Genomic DNA, 13,336 nt, shown 5'->3' with positions numbered 1-13,336 from the left:
AATTAACTAACGGGGCGGTTCAGTTCAGGCGGTGGGATGCGGCGGGTGTGATTCAGGAGAGAAGGTATGCCAAGGATGGCGCGAGTGGTGTTGCCGCATATGCCGCACCATGTGGTGCAGCGCGGGCATAATCGGCAGGTGGTGTTTGCCGGGGCCGAGGATTACGAGCGGTACCTGGAGGATCTGCGGGAGCTGAGCAGTGCGCTGGACATCCGGGTGTATGCGTACTGCTTGATGACGAACCACGTGCATCTGTTGTTGTGCCCCGGCGAGGAGGTGGCCGCCATGGGTCGTCTGATGAAGGCGTTAGCGGCCCGTGCGACGCGGTATCGCAATCGCGTCGAGGGGCGTTCGGGAACCTTGTGGGAAGGCCGTTATAAGTCCAGTCCGGTGCAGACTAGAGAGGTACCTGTACGCGGTACATCGAACTGAACCCGGTGCGGGCGCGCATGGTGCCAGTAGCCGGTGACTACGCCTGGTCCAGTTACCGGCAGCGTATCGGCGAGGAGGATCGTTGGATCGATCTGGACCCGGCGTACTTGGACCTGGCAGACAACGAATCCGATCGGCGTGCACGCTATACCCGCTTCGTGGAGCAGGGCGTACCGGAGCAGGAGCTGTCGCTGGTGCGCGAGGCCCTGCAGCGCGGCCAGCTCACGGGCAACCAGCGGTTCGTGGACGCGGTGGAACAGATCATCGGCTGCCGCATTGAGCGCCGCCGACCTGGCCGCCCGTCATCACGCCGGGCGTGAGAAAATAAATCTGTCCCCGTTTTCGATATCAAACCATGTGCACTCGTTGCGGGGCTCGAGCTCAGCGGTTGCCGGAACAGGGGCCGTATAATGAAGGCATTGACCGCCAGGACCCCATGGAAAGGGCGCTACAGGGTCCAGCCCAGTGCAAACGGCGACGTGCCTTCCGGCCTGCATACGGTACATCGAGCTCAGTGCCGTGTGTGCCTAAGAACGTCAATCGGTCCCTGTTTGCTACCGTCTTGGGTTTTAGTGCGGACGCCGCACGCTCCGAACGCTGGGCGGGCGACCTCCGCGGATTCCGACTTCCCGAGTAAGTCCATCTGAATCCGGAGAAAGCAGAGAGTTGTTATAGCCCCCATGCAACTCTCCCCACCGATTTAGTTGGCATGCACCATAACAGATACCGCCTAGATGATTTCAAGCCAAAAAATGGATAAAAATGTAGTCTTGTGTATTGCTTCTTTGTGGCCGAGTCGCAAGAATCAAAATAGTGCGACCCAGTTGGTTCAGCAAATTTCCGCCCGAAGTAAGTTCTGTAAGCTAATTGTTCTCGCTCCTCATAACGCATTCCGATCAAAAAAAATATGGCTAGAAAAGTGTACTCCAAAGCCATTTGCGTTTGTGTCGCCGACATTTCTTGGTGTCCCCATGGGCGGCACAAAATTAATTGTACTCCGCAATCTTTTGAACGAATTACTTTTCGCGGCATTCATGCTCCCAGTGATTCTCTATTATAAAGTAAAATGGAATGTTCAAATCATACATTTCCATGGTGACCGCGGTTATTTAATTCTAGCTCCTGCAGCAAAAAAAATGTTTCGCGTTTCGGTGGTTTTGACGTCGCACGGAATATCGCACAATATTGATTTTCGGAGCTCCGGGGCTACCTTGAACAAGATATCGGCTTCAGCTATGAACAATATTGATCGTATAATTATTGTTGGCGAACCTTTGAGGGAGCACTTATTAAATCTCGGGGTGGAAGGCGCGCGGATTACGAAGATTCAGAACGGTCATGACTCCGACACGGCTGTGCCGTCCATTGTCGCTGAAATTGCCGACCGATATCGTGGCAAATTTATCATTGTATCAGTTGCGAGAATGGTCAATTGGAAAGGGCTGGAGATTAATCTTAAAGCGCTTTCAAGGGTCAATGCAGCGATTGGCAGAGAAAGGTGGGTTTACCTCCATGTGGGCGATGGGCCAGATCGGGCGAAGCTTCAGGCGCTAACTGATAAGTTGGGGCTAGAAAACAATGTTCATTTCTTAGGGCATCTTAGTTACGAGGCGGCGATGTCTGTTGTGGCGAGCGGAGATCTTTTCGTGCTGCCTAGCTGGGGCGAGGCATTCGGAATTGTTTACTTGGAGGCGATGGCGAGAGGTGTGCCTGCTATAGGGTGTAAGGGTGCCGGCGCCGAAGAGTCTGTCGTGCACGCTGAAACGGGGTTTCTGGTGGATGCACAGGACTCCCAGGGGTTGGCGGATCTCATACTTAGGGTAATCGAGAATCCAGCTCTCCGGGAAAGGATTGCGTCGTCAGCGCGGCAGCATGCGGCATTCTTTACTTGGGAGCGTAATGCGGAACGTTATACACAGCTGTACACACAATTGATGCATGGTGGTCATCGGACAAGTTAGGAAGAGGCTGGATTAATAATGTGGTTAGTGGAAATCGTGTTGAGAGTGCGAAAACCGGGAAGCTTCTTCAGTCGTAAGGTGATAAGAGTTTGGCGGTCTAGGTTTTCTGGTCGATTGGATTCGAGCCCGGATAATATGGCTGGAAGCCAACGTGTCTAGGGGAAGAATAGAGGTCCGCAGATTTCCAGATCCTTCGCTTGGTCGAAGGGCGTTGACAGTGTCGATGGTTTTCGTATCGCTCGTAATTTCGTTGCGTTTTTCGGGCGGCCATGCAGCTGACGTAAGTTATATTCTGTTAGCTGGGTATGCTTTTCTCGGTCTGCCGCAGGTAATTCAAGCCCTTGTTTTTTCGTGGATGTTCACGATGATCAACCCCGGTATCACGCTGGGCGATCCTGCGTTCGGTGGGGTTGGGCGTAGTATCGTGGTTCTCTCCGCGTTTGTGTCTGTCATGATTCACACTAGGTTCTGGGAAAGCGCCTATAAAATTAGTCGAATGTCGCTCATTTTGTTTATCTTGGCGCTCTTTCTCGGGTTCCACTCGGCGTTTTTTAGCTCAATTCCAGATGTTTCGTTTCTGAAAGCAACCTTGTGGGTAACTGCCGCTGCTGCGTCATTTTCTGCTTGGATGAATATGTCGATCCTGGAGCGGGAGCAGACCGCTAGATGGGTGTTCGCAGTTCTTGTCACGCTTCTGGTGGTCAGCGTAGCGTTGATGTTTCATCCGGTCGGGTATTTTAGGCACCAGCATGTTTTTCAGGGTGCCATGACCCATTCGCAGACTTTAGGGCCAGTTATGGCGATCTTGGGCGTGTGGGCGGCCTCTCGTATCATTGGACAGGGTGAGGCTCGTGCTTGGCTTGTCTTGGTGGCGCTTTCCGCTATTGGTATGGTCTTCCTGTCCGGCGCGCGAACCGCTGGGGTCGCCATGGTTCTGGGGCTACTTGCTGCTGCCGCTGTTGGACTTGTGTTTAGTCGGTTGACGGCTCGGAGGTTTTTTTTCGGGCTAACGGACGCCCGTGTATTAATAGGGCTTATGAGTTTATTGGTTGGCGGGATTCTCTTCATTCCGATAGTCTCCTCAGTGTGGCAGGAGTTCTTGAATCAATATGCCTCGCAGCAAGGCGGGGTCATAAATCAGTATATGGCCTCTAGGGGGTTCTTGATGGACACAATGATCGAGAATATTCGACAGGGCCCTTTATCGGGGATTGGCTTCGGAATAGCATCGAATCCGGAGCAGATGGGAGTCGACCGTTTAGGGTTTCTTGGAATTCCGGTAAATGCACCAGTTGAAAAGGGTCTGGCGCCGTTAGCCGTTTTGGAGGAGTTGGGGATCGTTGGGGCGGTGCTTGTGGGCATTTGGGTGTTGATGTTGATTATTGGGTCTTCCCATGGAGGTCTAGCGCCGCTTGCGGTTGTGTTGTGTTTTCTCCTGATTAACCTGGGGGAGGCGTTCATGTTCGCTGCTGGTGGTAATGGCTTACTGATGCTGGTGTTGTTTGGCTGGGCATATGCGGCGGGCCGGATTCGGCGAAGGGGCGATTGTTTTGGATGATTCAATTTGGTTTTGGCAAAAAACAATCTCTCCGCATATGGCTGGGCTCGCTAGAGCGTTGGCTCATGAAGGGATATCGGTTACCTATGTGGCGGAGGAGAGCTTGTCAGAGGATCGAAGGGCTCAAGGTTGGATTGTACCCGAGCTTGGGAACGCCCGGTTGTTGCGGGTCCGGAATTCGAACGACGTGGAGCGTGCGGTGGGGAGCGCACCGCCTGGGAGTAGTCATCTGTGTCAGGGATTGCGGGCGAACGGCCTAGTGTCGGTGGCGGAAAGGATGCTGGCGCGGCGTGGCTCCTTTCTAGTGGTGATAATGGAGACGGTGGATGGACGAGGGTGGCGGGGCTTGGTACGCCGAGCTCTCTACCGCACGTTATTCTGGCGTAAACAAGGAGAGATTTCGGCGGTTTTGGCGATCGGCAAAGGGACTCCGGGTTGGATCAGTGCGCGGGGGATGCCACAGAATCGGATATACCCGTTTTCATATTTTTTGCCGTATCGCGTACCGGTACCGGTGAAGCGGCAAGGGGGAGCGGAGGCAGTGTTCCGTTTTATCTATGTAGGTCAACTCATTGAACGAAAACGGGTTGATATTTTGGTATCCGCGGTTGCGATGCTGAGTGATGTGGAATTGATCGTGGTTGGGTCGGGACCCTTGGAATCTTCTCTGAAACGGCAGGCAGAGGAGGAGATTCCGGGTTGTGTCAGGTTCATGGGGACTCGAAGGATGGAGGAAGTGCCAAGCTTTATGGCCGACTCCGACTGCTTGGTTCTTCCTAGCGATCACGACGGTTGGGGGGCGGTGGTATCGGAGGCGTTGATGGTGGGCACGCCGGCCGTTTGTTCGGATGCGTGTGGAGCGTCTGAAGTCGTCGAGGCCAGCGGTGTTGGAGGTGTATTTCGTAAGGGTGATAAAACGGGGCTGGCCGAGGTGTTAGCGAGTGTTAAGGGACAGGGACGGCTGTCTCGCCAGCGCCGTGAGGCTATCGCAAAGTGGGGGGGGGGCTTGGGTGATCGCGCGGGGGCACGCTATTTGATGGAGATCTTGGCGTATCAACGAGAAGGTGGATCTCGGCCGGGACCGCCATGGCAATGGAGCGGTGGAAAATTGGCCGGGATGGATGAGGTCAAGTGATGGACAAGCCGCGGATCCTCGTAGTTACGGGGCATTACCTCCCGGGTTTCAGGGCGGGCGGGCCGCTCCGAAGTGTTCTGAATCTCGTGAATAGCCTCGGGGCGGAGTTTGAATTCTTTATTCTTACGTCAGATCGCGATTTGGGAGACTCGGAATCTTATCCGGATATAAGGAAAGGGAAATGGCAGGATGTCGGCAAAGCGCGTGTGCGTTACCTTGGCCCCGCTGAGCGCGGAATTCGCGATGTCTGCCGAGCCATCGCCGATGTTGAACATGATCTGTTGTACCTCAATAGTTTTTTCTCGCCGTGGGGTTCGATCGCGCCGCTGGTAGGCAGGAGGCTTGGGCTGCTGTCGAAACAGCGGATTCTGATTGCGCCGCGAGGCGAGTTTTCCGAGGGGGCGCTTGCCCTGAAGCGCTTCAAGAAACGTAGCTATGTGCAGGTGGCTAGAGCGGTGGGGATTTTGCCCGGATTATTCTGGCACGCATCCAGCAGTTATGAATCTGGGGATATTCGTCGAGTCATACGGGCGCGTGTGGAGAAGGTGTATGTGGCATCGAATCTTTCAAGTCCGCCCGCGGCGCTTGGTCGGTTTGGGGATCGTAATGAGGATGCAGGGTTTCACGTGGCATTTTTGTCGCGTATATCGCCGAAGAAGAATCTGGAATATGCGTTAGATGTGCTTCGTGAAGTACGCGTTCCGGTGACGTTTAATATATACGGGCCGGCGGAAGATCAGGGATATTGGGTCCGCTGCCAGGAAAAGATCGCTCGTCTGCCTGCACATGTCAGTGCGCACTATCACGGTGCGCTGACACCGCGGCAGGTTCCGGCGGCAATGCGCGCAAACGACCTTTTTTTTCTTCCTACTCGCGGGGAGAATTTCGGGCATGTCATAGCGGAAGCACTTGGGGTGGGGACCCCGGTTCTGATCTCGGATCAGACTCCGTGGCGTGGGCTTCGTGATCAGGGGTTAGGGTTCGACTTTGCGCTAGATCAAAGGGAGCAGTTTGTCGAGGTGATTGAACGCTTTGGCGAGATGCCCCCAGAAGAAAGGACGCAGATTCGGCTGGATACCCATGCCGCTGTAGTGAAGCACTGGAATGATCGAGACGACGTGGCCGCCCATCGGGAGATGTTCCGACGTGTGATCGAAGCGGGAAATGGATAAAGCATGTGCGAGAGAACAGGAGGTAGGTGGGTGGCCGCAAGAAAGGTTTTGATTACGGGTGGAACGGGGTCGTTCGGGAGAACGATGGTTCAGGATCTGCTCGAAAAGCAAGCAGGGGAGGTCCGTATCCTCAGCCGCGACGAGGAGAAGCAGGACGCGCTGCGTAACGAGCTGGGTGATGCGCGTGTGCGGTTTTACTTAGGGGATATCCGCGACCGGGAGAGTGTCGACCGGGCGATGAAGGGGGTCGACAGCGTGTTTCACGCGGCGGCGCTCAAGCAGGTGCCTTCCTGTGAGTTCTTTCCCGTGGAGGCGGTGCGGACGAATATACTTGGGTCGGAGAATGTGGTGCGGTCGGCGGTGGATGCCGGGGTACGCAGCGTCGTGTGCCTGTCGACGGACAAGGCGGTGGCGCCGGTCAATGCCATGGGCATGTCGAAGGCGATGATGGAAAAGGTTGCCCAGAGTGTCGCGCGGTCCATGGATCCGGAAGAAGAGACGACGGTGTCGATGGTGCGGTACGGCAATGTGATGTACTCCCGTGGTTCTGTAATTCCGCTGTTTGTTCGCCAGATCCGTGCAGGCAAGCCGATCACGGTTACGGAGCCGACCATGACGCGCTTCCTGATGCCGCTTTCGGCATCCGTTGATCTGGTCCATTACGCGTTTGATCATGCCGAGCAGGGCGATCTCTTCATCCGTAAGGCACCGGCCTCGACGGTGGCGGACCTGGTACAGGGGCTCAAAGAGCTGTTCGAGGTGCCGGACCATCCGGTGGAGACGATTGGCTGGCGTCACGGCGAGAAGCTGTACGAGACGCTTGCTACGGCGCATGAGCTCGCCTACAGCGAGGACATGGGCGACTACTACCGTATCAGTATGGATCGGCGCGACCTGAACTATCAGGCGTTCTTCAGCGAGGGCGACCAGGAAACGGTGCACCATGAGGATTATCACTCGCACAATACGGAGCGCCTGGATGTTGCGGGGGGGAAGGAGCTTCTGCTTTCGCTGCCGGAGATCCGCGCCGAACTGGATGCCTGGGTGCGGGCGCGGTGATGAAGATCGTTGTTACGGGTGGCGGTGGGCTGCTTGGCTGGCACGCGGCCGCGCGTATCCACGCGCGCAACGCAGCGGCGCGATTTCGTGGCGAGGTGGAGCCATTCGAGCTGGTGGTGCTCAATCGCGCGGGCTTTTCGGATGCGGCACGCCTTCGCGAGGCGGTGCGCGGGGCGGCCGGGGTGCTGCATTTCGCGGGGGTGAACCGAGCACCGGATGACGAGCTCGAGCGGGGGAACCCGGCCATCGCCGAGGCGTTGCTGGATGCCTGCAGGGATGTGGCGGAGGACCCGCATATCGTGTATGCGAACTCGGTGCATGCGGGTGCTGATACGCCTTACGGGCGGTCGAAGCGCCGGGCGGGGGGAATTCTTGCTGCTGGGAGCACGCGGTTTACCGATCTGGTGCTGCCCCACATCTTCGGGGAACGGGCGCGGCCGAACTACAACAATGTGACGGCCACGTTCATCGACGCGGTGATTCGGGGCGAGAGCCCCGAGGTGAACCCCGATGGCGTGGTGGAGCTGCTGCACGCGGGCGAAGCGGTGGAAGCGGCGATTGCCGCAGTGACTGATGGCGTGACCGGGCGTCTGGAGCCTGAAGCGCGGCTAGTGCGGGTTCCCGACCTGCTGGAACGGATCCAGACGTTCCATGCGGGCTGGCAAGCGAACATCTACCCGGACCTGACCGATCCGTTCGACCTCGCACTGTTCAACAGCTACCGTTCGGCACTTTATCCGGATGGTTTTCCGCGTCCGCTGAAGGTCAATGCCGATGCGCGGGGCACCCTGTTCGAGGCGGTCAAGGGTGGGTGCGGCGGACAGACGTTCCTGAGCTGGACCGAACCGGGTGTGAGCCGAGGGGATCACTTTCACCTGCGGAAGGTGGAGCGCTTCCTCGTGCTGGAAGGCGAGGCGGTGATTCGGATGCGTCCTGTGCTAGGCGACGATATCTTGGAATACCGCGTATCCGGCGACGCGCCGGCGGCGGTGGATATGCCGACGCTGCACACTCACAGCATCGAGAACATCGGGGATCGGCCGTTGCTGACCCTGTTCTGGAGCCACGAACTCTTTGACCCGGATAACCCGGACACCTATGCCGATCCGGTACTCGGCGCCAGGGAAGAATCATGAAGGTTATGACCATTCTGGGCACCCGCCCGGAGATTATTCGGCTGTCCCGCGTGATGGCGGCGCTGGATCAGTTTGTTGAACACAAGATCGTCCACACCGGGCAGAATTACGACTACGAGCTGAACGATGTGTTCTTTGACGAGCTCGGCGTGCGGCGACCGGATCATTTTCTTGACGTGGACACGTCGTCGCTGGGGCGCAGCCTTGGGGAGATATTGATCAAGACCGAGGCGGTGCTGCTGGAGGAACGGCCGGATGCGGTGCTGGTTCTGGGCGACACGAACAGCGCGATCGCCACGCTGATGGCCAAGCGGATGAAGACCCCGACCTACCACATGGAGGCCGGGAACCGCTGCTTTGATGCGAACGTACCGGAAGAGATCAACCGCAAGATGGTGGACCATCTGGCGGATTTCAATCTGGTGTACACCGAGCACGCCCGCCGCCATCTGATCAGCGAGGGGCTGTCCCATCGCTTCATCTATTTGACCGGCTCGCCCATGCGCGAGGTGCTGGAGCACATGCTGCCGCGGATCCAGCAGTCGAAGGCGTTGGAAACCCTGGGTCTGGAGGCGGGGCGCTACTTCATCGTGAGTGTTCACCGCGAGGAGAACGTGGACAGTCGCGAGAACTTGAAGGAGGTGGTTGGAGGCCTCCAGGCGCTGCATGACACGTTTGGCTATCCAGTCGTGGTCTCCACGCATCCTCGGACGCGCAATCGCCTGGAAAAGCTCGGGCTTGCCGAGGACAGTGATGCGATCCGGTATCTCAAGCCGTTCGGATTCCTCGATTACAACCACCTGCAGATGAACGCCTTCTGCGCGATTTCCGACAGTGGCACCATTAGCGAGGAATCCTCGATCCTCGGGTTCCCCGCGGTCACGCTGCGGCGATCAATCGAACGCCCGGAGGCACTGGATACGGGCGCCATTGCGCTGACCGGGCTGGACCGGGACGTGCTCGTGGATGGCGTACGCATCGCGACGGCGGCCCGCGAAACGTTTTCGGGTGCTGAGCGCGAGACCCCGGAAGAGTACCTGGTTCGCAACACCTCCGAACGCGTCGTTCGACTGATCACCGGTACGGCCAAGCTGGCAAACCGCTGGCGCAACATGGATGAGTTCAGCCGCTATGACTGGGGCTAACGGGGCTGGCGGAGGAGCCCCCCCCCTCCGCATTCTTGTCGTCCATCGTTATTACTGGCCGGACACTCCTCCCTGCGCTTCGTTGCTTCGGCGAATCGCAGCGCATTTGAGGCAGGAGGGGCACCAGGTCCATGTTTTGTCTTCTCAGCCATCCTACCGGGCCACGGCCTCTAATGAACGACGTCCGAAGCGGGATGTCATTGATGACGTTACCGTTGAGAGGCTGAACCTTCCAACGGAGATCGGCCGTCCGGTCGTCCGGATCCTTAATGCCCTCCGGCTCGGAACGTCGCTGTTATACCGAGTCCTCACGCGACGTTACGACGTGATCGTGATTTCGACCGTGCCGCCTATTCTGGGAGGCTTTTCCGCAGCGCTTGCGGCGAGACTCTCGGGAGCCCGCTTTATTTATCACGCCATGGATATTCATCCGGAGATTGGAAGGATTTCCGGCGAGTTTTCTCAGCCGCTGGTCTTTAAAACGCTCCGAAAACTGGATAGCTGGAGTTGTCGGCAGGCGGATCCGGTCGTGGTGCTCTCCCGCGATATGGAGAAAACACTGCGGGGGAGGGCTGGCGGCGATCGGTTCCGGGTAGAAGTGCTGAATAACTTTCCGCTACCGGATGATGGGGGGGCGGGCAGCCCGGAAGAGATGGGCTCGGACCGGTTAACCGTGATTTACGCCGGAAACCTGGGGCGCTTCCAGGGCTTGCAGACGATTGTCGAGGCCATGGAAAAGTTGACTGAGCGAACGGACATCGAGCTCCTGCTGATGGGCGACGGTGTGGCGAGGAGCGAACTCGAAGCCCAGGCAAAACGGAGTGGGGCGAAGGTGCGTTTTTTGGGTACCCACCCAGTCGAGACCGCGAAGGCCGCGATGCGGCGGGCGGATATTGGGTTCGTGAGTTTGATTCCAGAGATGTACCGTTACGCCTACCCAAGCAAGACCATGGCATACCTTGAGCAAGGCTGCCCCATCATTGCTGCGGTGGAAGACGAGAGTGATCTGGCGAGGCAAATCCGGGACCAGAGATGCGGCTTCAGTGTGCCGCCGGGCGACTCGGACCGGTTGGCAGCGTTGCTTGCGTCCCTCGCCGACGATTCCAAATGGAAGGCGGAGATGAAGAAGAATGCTTCGCGTGTATTCGAGAGCGAGTTCTCGGAGGAGAAAATCTTGCGGCGCTGGTCAGACATGGTCGTCGAGGGGACGAGGAACGCATAGGAAGGTGCGTTCTCGTGGGTTGGCAGCGACGCAGGAGCCGGCTGCCAAGTGGCAGGCTCAAAACATGAACTCTCGAGAGTGGCAATGGGAAAGGTTCTGCTGACAGGTGCGACGGGCTTTGTGGGCGGTGCCGTGGTCGCAAGGCTGGCGAGGAGGGTCGCCGGGTTCCGGTAGCGGACTGTCGTCGTAGTGTCTCGGTGCCGGAGGGTGTGGAGCAGGCAGTGACGCCATCGCTTGGCCCCGACACGCGGACTGGAGCGGCGCGCTGCAGGGCGTGGAGGCGGTGGTGCATGCGGCGGCACGGGTGCATGTGATGGATGAGCCGGAGGGGGATCCGCTGGAGGCGTTCCGGGAGGGTGTGCGAGGCACGCTGCGGCTGGCGCGCCAGGCGGCTGAGGCCGGGGTGCGCCGGTTCGTGTTTGTCAGCTCGGTGAAGGTGAACGGCGAGGAGACTCCGACGGGTCGGCCGTTCCGCGAGGCGGATACGCCGGCGCCGGAGGACCTTTACGGTGTGTCCAAGCGTGAGGCGAAGGATGGGCTGCAGGCCTCGAAGGCGGGCCTGCGGGCGCGCTCGACGATCAGCCGGGATAATCCGGCTTCGTTGCGTTCTCACGAGGCGGTGGCGAAGTTCGAGATCGTGGCGGATCTGCCGAACGATTATCTGCTGATCGAGTTCCCGCCGGGGCGGCCGGAAACGCCGGTGCTGGAGGTGGGGTAGGGCGTCCCCGTGCTTGCAACTGACGGGGTCGAGTCAACCACGGAATTGATTCCAAGGATTGTTTGTTCGATGCAGGAAGGTTTGAGTACCGGGCAGGCCGCGCTGAAGCGCGGCTTTGACGTGTTTGGGGCAGCCGTGGGGCTGGCGCTGACGTTCTGGCTGATTGCGCTGGCGTGGCTGGCGGCGACGGTGGATACGCGCGCGAACGGGTTTTTTACCCAGCAGCGGGTGGGGCGCAACGGGCGGGTGTTCCGGGTAATCAAAATCCGCACCATGCGCGTGGGAACCGGGCTGGATACGACGGTGACGACCGGGCACGATCCGCGCATTACGCCGCTGGGGCGTTTATTTCGGCGGGCCAAGATCGACGAGCTGCCACAGCTGATCAATGTGCTGTTGGGGCAGATGAGCTTTGTCGGGCCGCGGCCGGATGTGCCGGGGTATGCCGATGCACTGGAGGGGGAGGATCGCGTGATCCTGACGGTGCGCCCGGGTATTACCGGGCCGGCCACGCTGAAATACCGTGACGAGGAGACGCTGCTGGCGGGGGTGGACGACCCCGAGCGGTACAACCGGGAGGTGATCTTTCCCGACAAGGTGCGGATCAACCGCGAGTATGTGCAGCAGTGGTCGTTGCGGAAGGATCTTGGGTATATCTGGCGTACCGCGTTCCGGTAGGGGCGTGGCGCCTTTGAGCGATGGGGCTGGTTCGGCTCTGATCGCCCAGGGGGCTGGGCTCCTACGGGGGTGTGGATTCCGGACGTGTAGGAGCCGAGCCTCTTGGCGATGGGCGTTGGAACGGCCCGATCGGCCAGAGGGCTGGCCTCCTACGGGGGTGTGGGGAGGGGGCTGGCCTCTTTGTCGGATGCATTGGTTTGTACGCTTGTCGGGCGTACACTTGAGCCGAGATCAATATGCGCGAGGGAGTCGCGATGAATCCGGTCAATGAGCAGCCTAACGAAGGGGACGAGCGTAATGACGCCCGGATGCACTTCCGGACCCGTCCCCGGATTAAGCAGGCGATCCACCGGGCAGCATCGCTGGCCGGCATGGATGATTCGTCGTTCGTGATCAATGCGGCCTATCACGCGGCTCTGGCGACGATCGCCACCCATGAGCGCACGGTGCTGAGTGCCGAGGACCACGCGGCGTTTTTCGCGGCCCTGGACGAGCCGCCGGAGCCGACGGAAGCGTTGCGCGAGGCCGCTCGGCGCAGTCGCGCGCGGACGGTTTCCGGGTAGTGTCGGGGGCCGTTGAACGGCCCTTCGTCATTGAGCCGTTCGATCCCGAGCGGCACGATCGGAAGGGATTCCGCTGCGGCGTTACCGCCGTCGACAACTATTTCCACCACACTGCGAACAAGCTGGCGAAAGCCGGCAACGTCCGGTTGTATGTCATGGCAGCGCCCGATGGCGCGGTTGCCGGGTTCTACACGCTCAATGCCCACGCCGTGTGCTACGAGGCGCTGCCTGCACACTACGCCCGAACCCGCCCCGCGCACGGTTCGATACCCGCCGCGTTCATTTCGATGATGGGTCGCGACGAGCGTTATCGCGGGAGCGGTTATGGTGGCGATCTGCTTGTCGATGCCCTGACGCGCATCGCCCGCGCGGCCGACCAGATCGGTATTGCGGTCGTGATGCTCGACGTTCTGGATTGTGGTGACCCGGAGCGGGTGGCGCGACGGCAGACGCTATACGAGGGGTATGGGTTTACCCCGCTTCCTTCCAATCCGCGGCGGCTTTTCCTGCCGGTTGGAACTGTGAAGCGGCTTGTGGATGAAGCAGGTTAGAGAAAG

General features: G+C 58.9%; 11 protein-coding genes and 2 pseudogenes. All 13 read left to right on the top strand.

Annotation, left to right across the window (positions count from 1 at the left end; translation table 11 throughout):
* The first annotated feature begins 66 nt into the window (after nt 1-66).
* The 13 genes and pseudogenes from D578_RS14900 (at nt 67) to D578_RS0109445 (ending at nt 13,330) form a co-directional block, all read left to right on the top strand.
* A pseudogene (locus D578_RS14900) lies at nt 67-752 on the top strand (transposase).
* A 414-nt stretch (nt 753-1,166) separates the two neighbouring features.
* Nucleotides 1,167-2,393, top strand: coding sequence for a glycosyltransferase family 4 protein (locus tag D578_RS15490; protein ID WP_081617351.1), 1,227 nt, complete (start codon nt 1,167-1,169; stop codon nt 2,391-2,393).
* Nucleotides 2,394-2,616: 223 nt separating this feature from the next.
* Nucleotides 2,617-3,951 carry a hypothetical protein gene (locus D578_RS0109495; protein ID WP_155996778.1) on the top strand — a complete coding sequence of 445 codons (1,335 nt, stop codon included), beginning with the start codon at nt 2,617-2,619 and terminating at the stop codon, nt 3,949-3,951.
* Nucleotides 3,952-4,492: 541 nt separating this feature from the next.
* A complete protein-coding gene (locus D578_RS16060) occupies nt 4,493-5,086 on the top strand; it encodes a glycosyltransferase (RefSeq protein WP_196800680.1) in 594 nt (197 codons plus the stop codon).
* Nucleotides 5,086-6,258 carry a glycosyltransferase family 4 protein gene (locus D578_RS14890; RefSeq protein ID WP_018949729.1) on the top strand — a complete coding sequence of 391 codons (1,173 nt, stop codon included), beginning with the start codon at nt 5,086-5,088 and terminating at the stop codon, nt 6,256-6,258. The genes D578_RS16060 and D578_RS14890 overlap by 1 nt, the downstream gene beginning before the upstream one ends.
* A gap of 3 nt (nt 6,259-6,261) precedes the next feature.
* Nucleotides 6,262-7,317, top strand: a complete 1,056-nt coding sequence (locus D578_RS0109480) for an SDR family NAD(P)-dependent oxidoreductase (protein ID WP_051076335.1) — start codon at nt 6,262-6,264, stop codon at nt 7,315-7,317.
* Nucleotides 7,317-8,453 (top strand): NAD-dependent epimerase/dehydratase family protein, encoded by a 1,137-nt coding sequence (locus tag D578_RS0109475; protein WP_018949727.1) that lies wholly within the window; start codon nt 7,317-7,319, stop codon nt 8,451-8,453. The genes D578_RS0109480 and D578_RS0109475 overlap by 1 nt, the downstream gene beginning before the upstream one ends.
* On the top strand, nt 8,450-9,598 hold the full coding sequence (gene wecB, locus D578_RS0109470; RefSeq protein ID WP_018949726.1) for a non-hydrolyzing UDP-N-acetylglucosamine 2-epimerase: 1,149 nt from the start codon (nt 8,450-8,452) through the stop codon (nt 9,596-9,598). The genes D578_RS0109475 and wecB overlap by 4 nt, the downstream gene beginning before the upstream one ends.
* On the top strand, nt 9,570-10,820 hold the full coding sequence (locus D578_RS0109465) for a glycosyltransferase family 4 protein (RefSeq protein WP_026289282.1): 1,251 nt from the start codon (nt 9,570-9,572) through the stop codon (nt 10,818-10,820). Before wecB ends, D578_RS0109465 begins: the two co-directional genes overlap by 29 nt.
* A gap of 120 nt (nt 10,821-10,940) precedes the next feature.
* Nucleotides 10,941-11,367 (top strand): annotated as a pseudogene (locus tag D578_RS14885) (NAD-dependent epimerase/dehydratase family protein); the annotation flags it as partial.
* Nucleotides 11,368-11,607: 240 nt separating this feature from the next.
* The gene (locus D578_RS0109455; RefSeq protein ID WP_018949723.1) at nt 11,608-12,216 is read left to right on the top strand and encodes a sugar transferase; all 609 of its coding nucleotides are present in this window, start codon (nt 11,608-11,610) and stop codon (nt 12,214-12,216) included.
* A 254-nt stretch (nt 12,217-12,470) separates the two neighbouring features.
* Nucleotides 12,471-12,779 carry a DUF1778 domain-containing protein gene (locus D578_RS0109450; protein ID WP_026289281.1) on the top strand — a complete coding sequence of 103 codons (309 nt, stop codon included), beginning with the start codon at nt 12,471-12,473 and terminating at the stop codon, nt 12,777-12,779.
* Complete coding sequence (locus D578_RS0109445; RefSeq protein WP_018949721.1) at nt 12,779-13,330, top strand: hypothetical protein; 552 nt, start codon at nt 12,779-12,781, stop codon at nt 13,328-13,330. The genes D578_RS0109450 and D578_RS0109445 overlap by 1 nt, the downstream gene beginning before the upstream one ends.
* Nucleotides 13,331-13,336: the final 6 nt, after the last annotated feature.

This window comes from Thioalkalivibrio sp. ALMg11 (assembly GCF_000377905.1).
Lineage (GTDB): Bacteria > Pseudomonadota > Gammaproteobacteria > Ectothiorhodospirales > Ectothiorhodospiraceae > Thioalkalivibrio.
This window is presented reverse-complemented; position numbering and strand designations above follow the sequence as displayed.

Coding starts and splice junctions, on each gene's coding strand:
- D578_RS0109475 (WP_018949727.1), top strand. CDS start 7,317: ATGAAGATCGTTGTTACGGGTGGCGGTGGGCTGCTTGGCTGGCACGCG.
- D578_RS0109450 (WP_026289281.1), top strand. CDS start 12,471: ATGAATCCGGTCAATGAGCAGCCTAACGAAGGGGACGAGCGTAATGAC.
- D578_RS0109465 (WP_026289282.1), top strand. CDS start 9,570: ATGAGTTCAGCCGCTATGACTGGGGCTAACGGGGCTGGCGGAGGAGCC.
- D578_RS14890 (WP_018949729.1), top strand. CDS start 5,086: ATGGACAAGCCGCGGATCCTCGTAGTTACGGGGCATTACCTCCCGGGT.
- D578_RS0109495 (WP_155996778.1), top strand. CDS start 2,617: ATGGTTTTCGTATCGCTCGTAATTTCGTTGCGTTTTTCGGGCGGCCAT.
- wecB (WP_018949726.1), top strand. CDS start 8,450: ATGAAGGTTATGACCATTCTGGGCACCCGCCCGGAGATTATTCGGCTG.
- D578_RS0109455 (WP_018949723.1), top strand. CDS start 11,608: ATGCAGGAAGGTTTGAGTACCGGGCAGGCCGCGCTGAAGCGCGGCTTT.
- D578_RS15490 (WP_081617351.1), top strand. CDS start 1,167: ATGATTTCAAGCCAAAAAATGGATAAAAATGTAGTCTTGTGTATTGCT.
- D578_RS0109480 (WP_051076335.1), top strand. CDS start 6,262: ATGTGCGAGAGAACAGGAGGTAGGTGGGTGGCCGCAAGAAAGGTTTTG.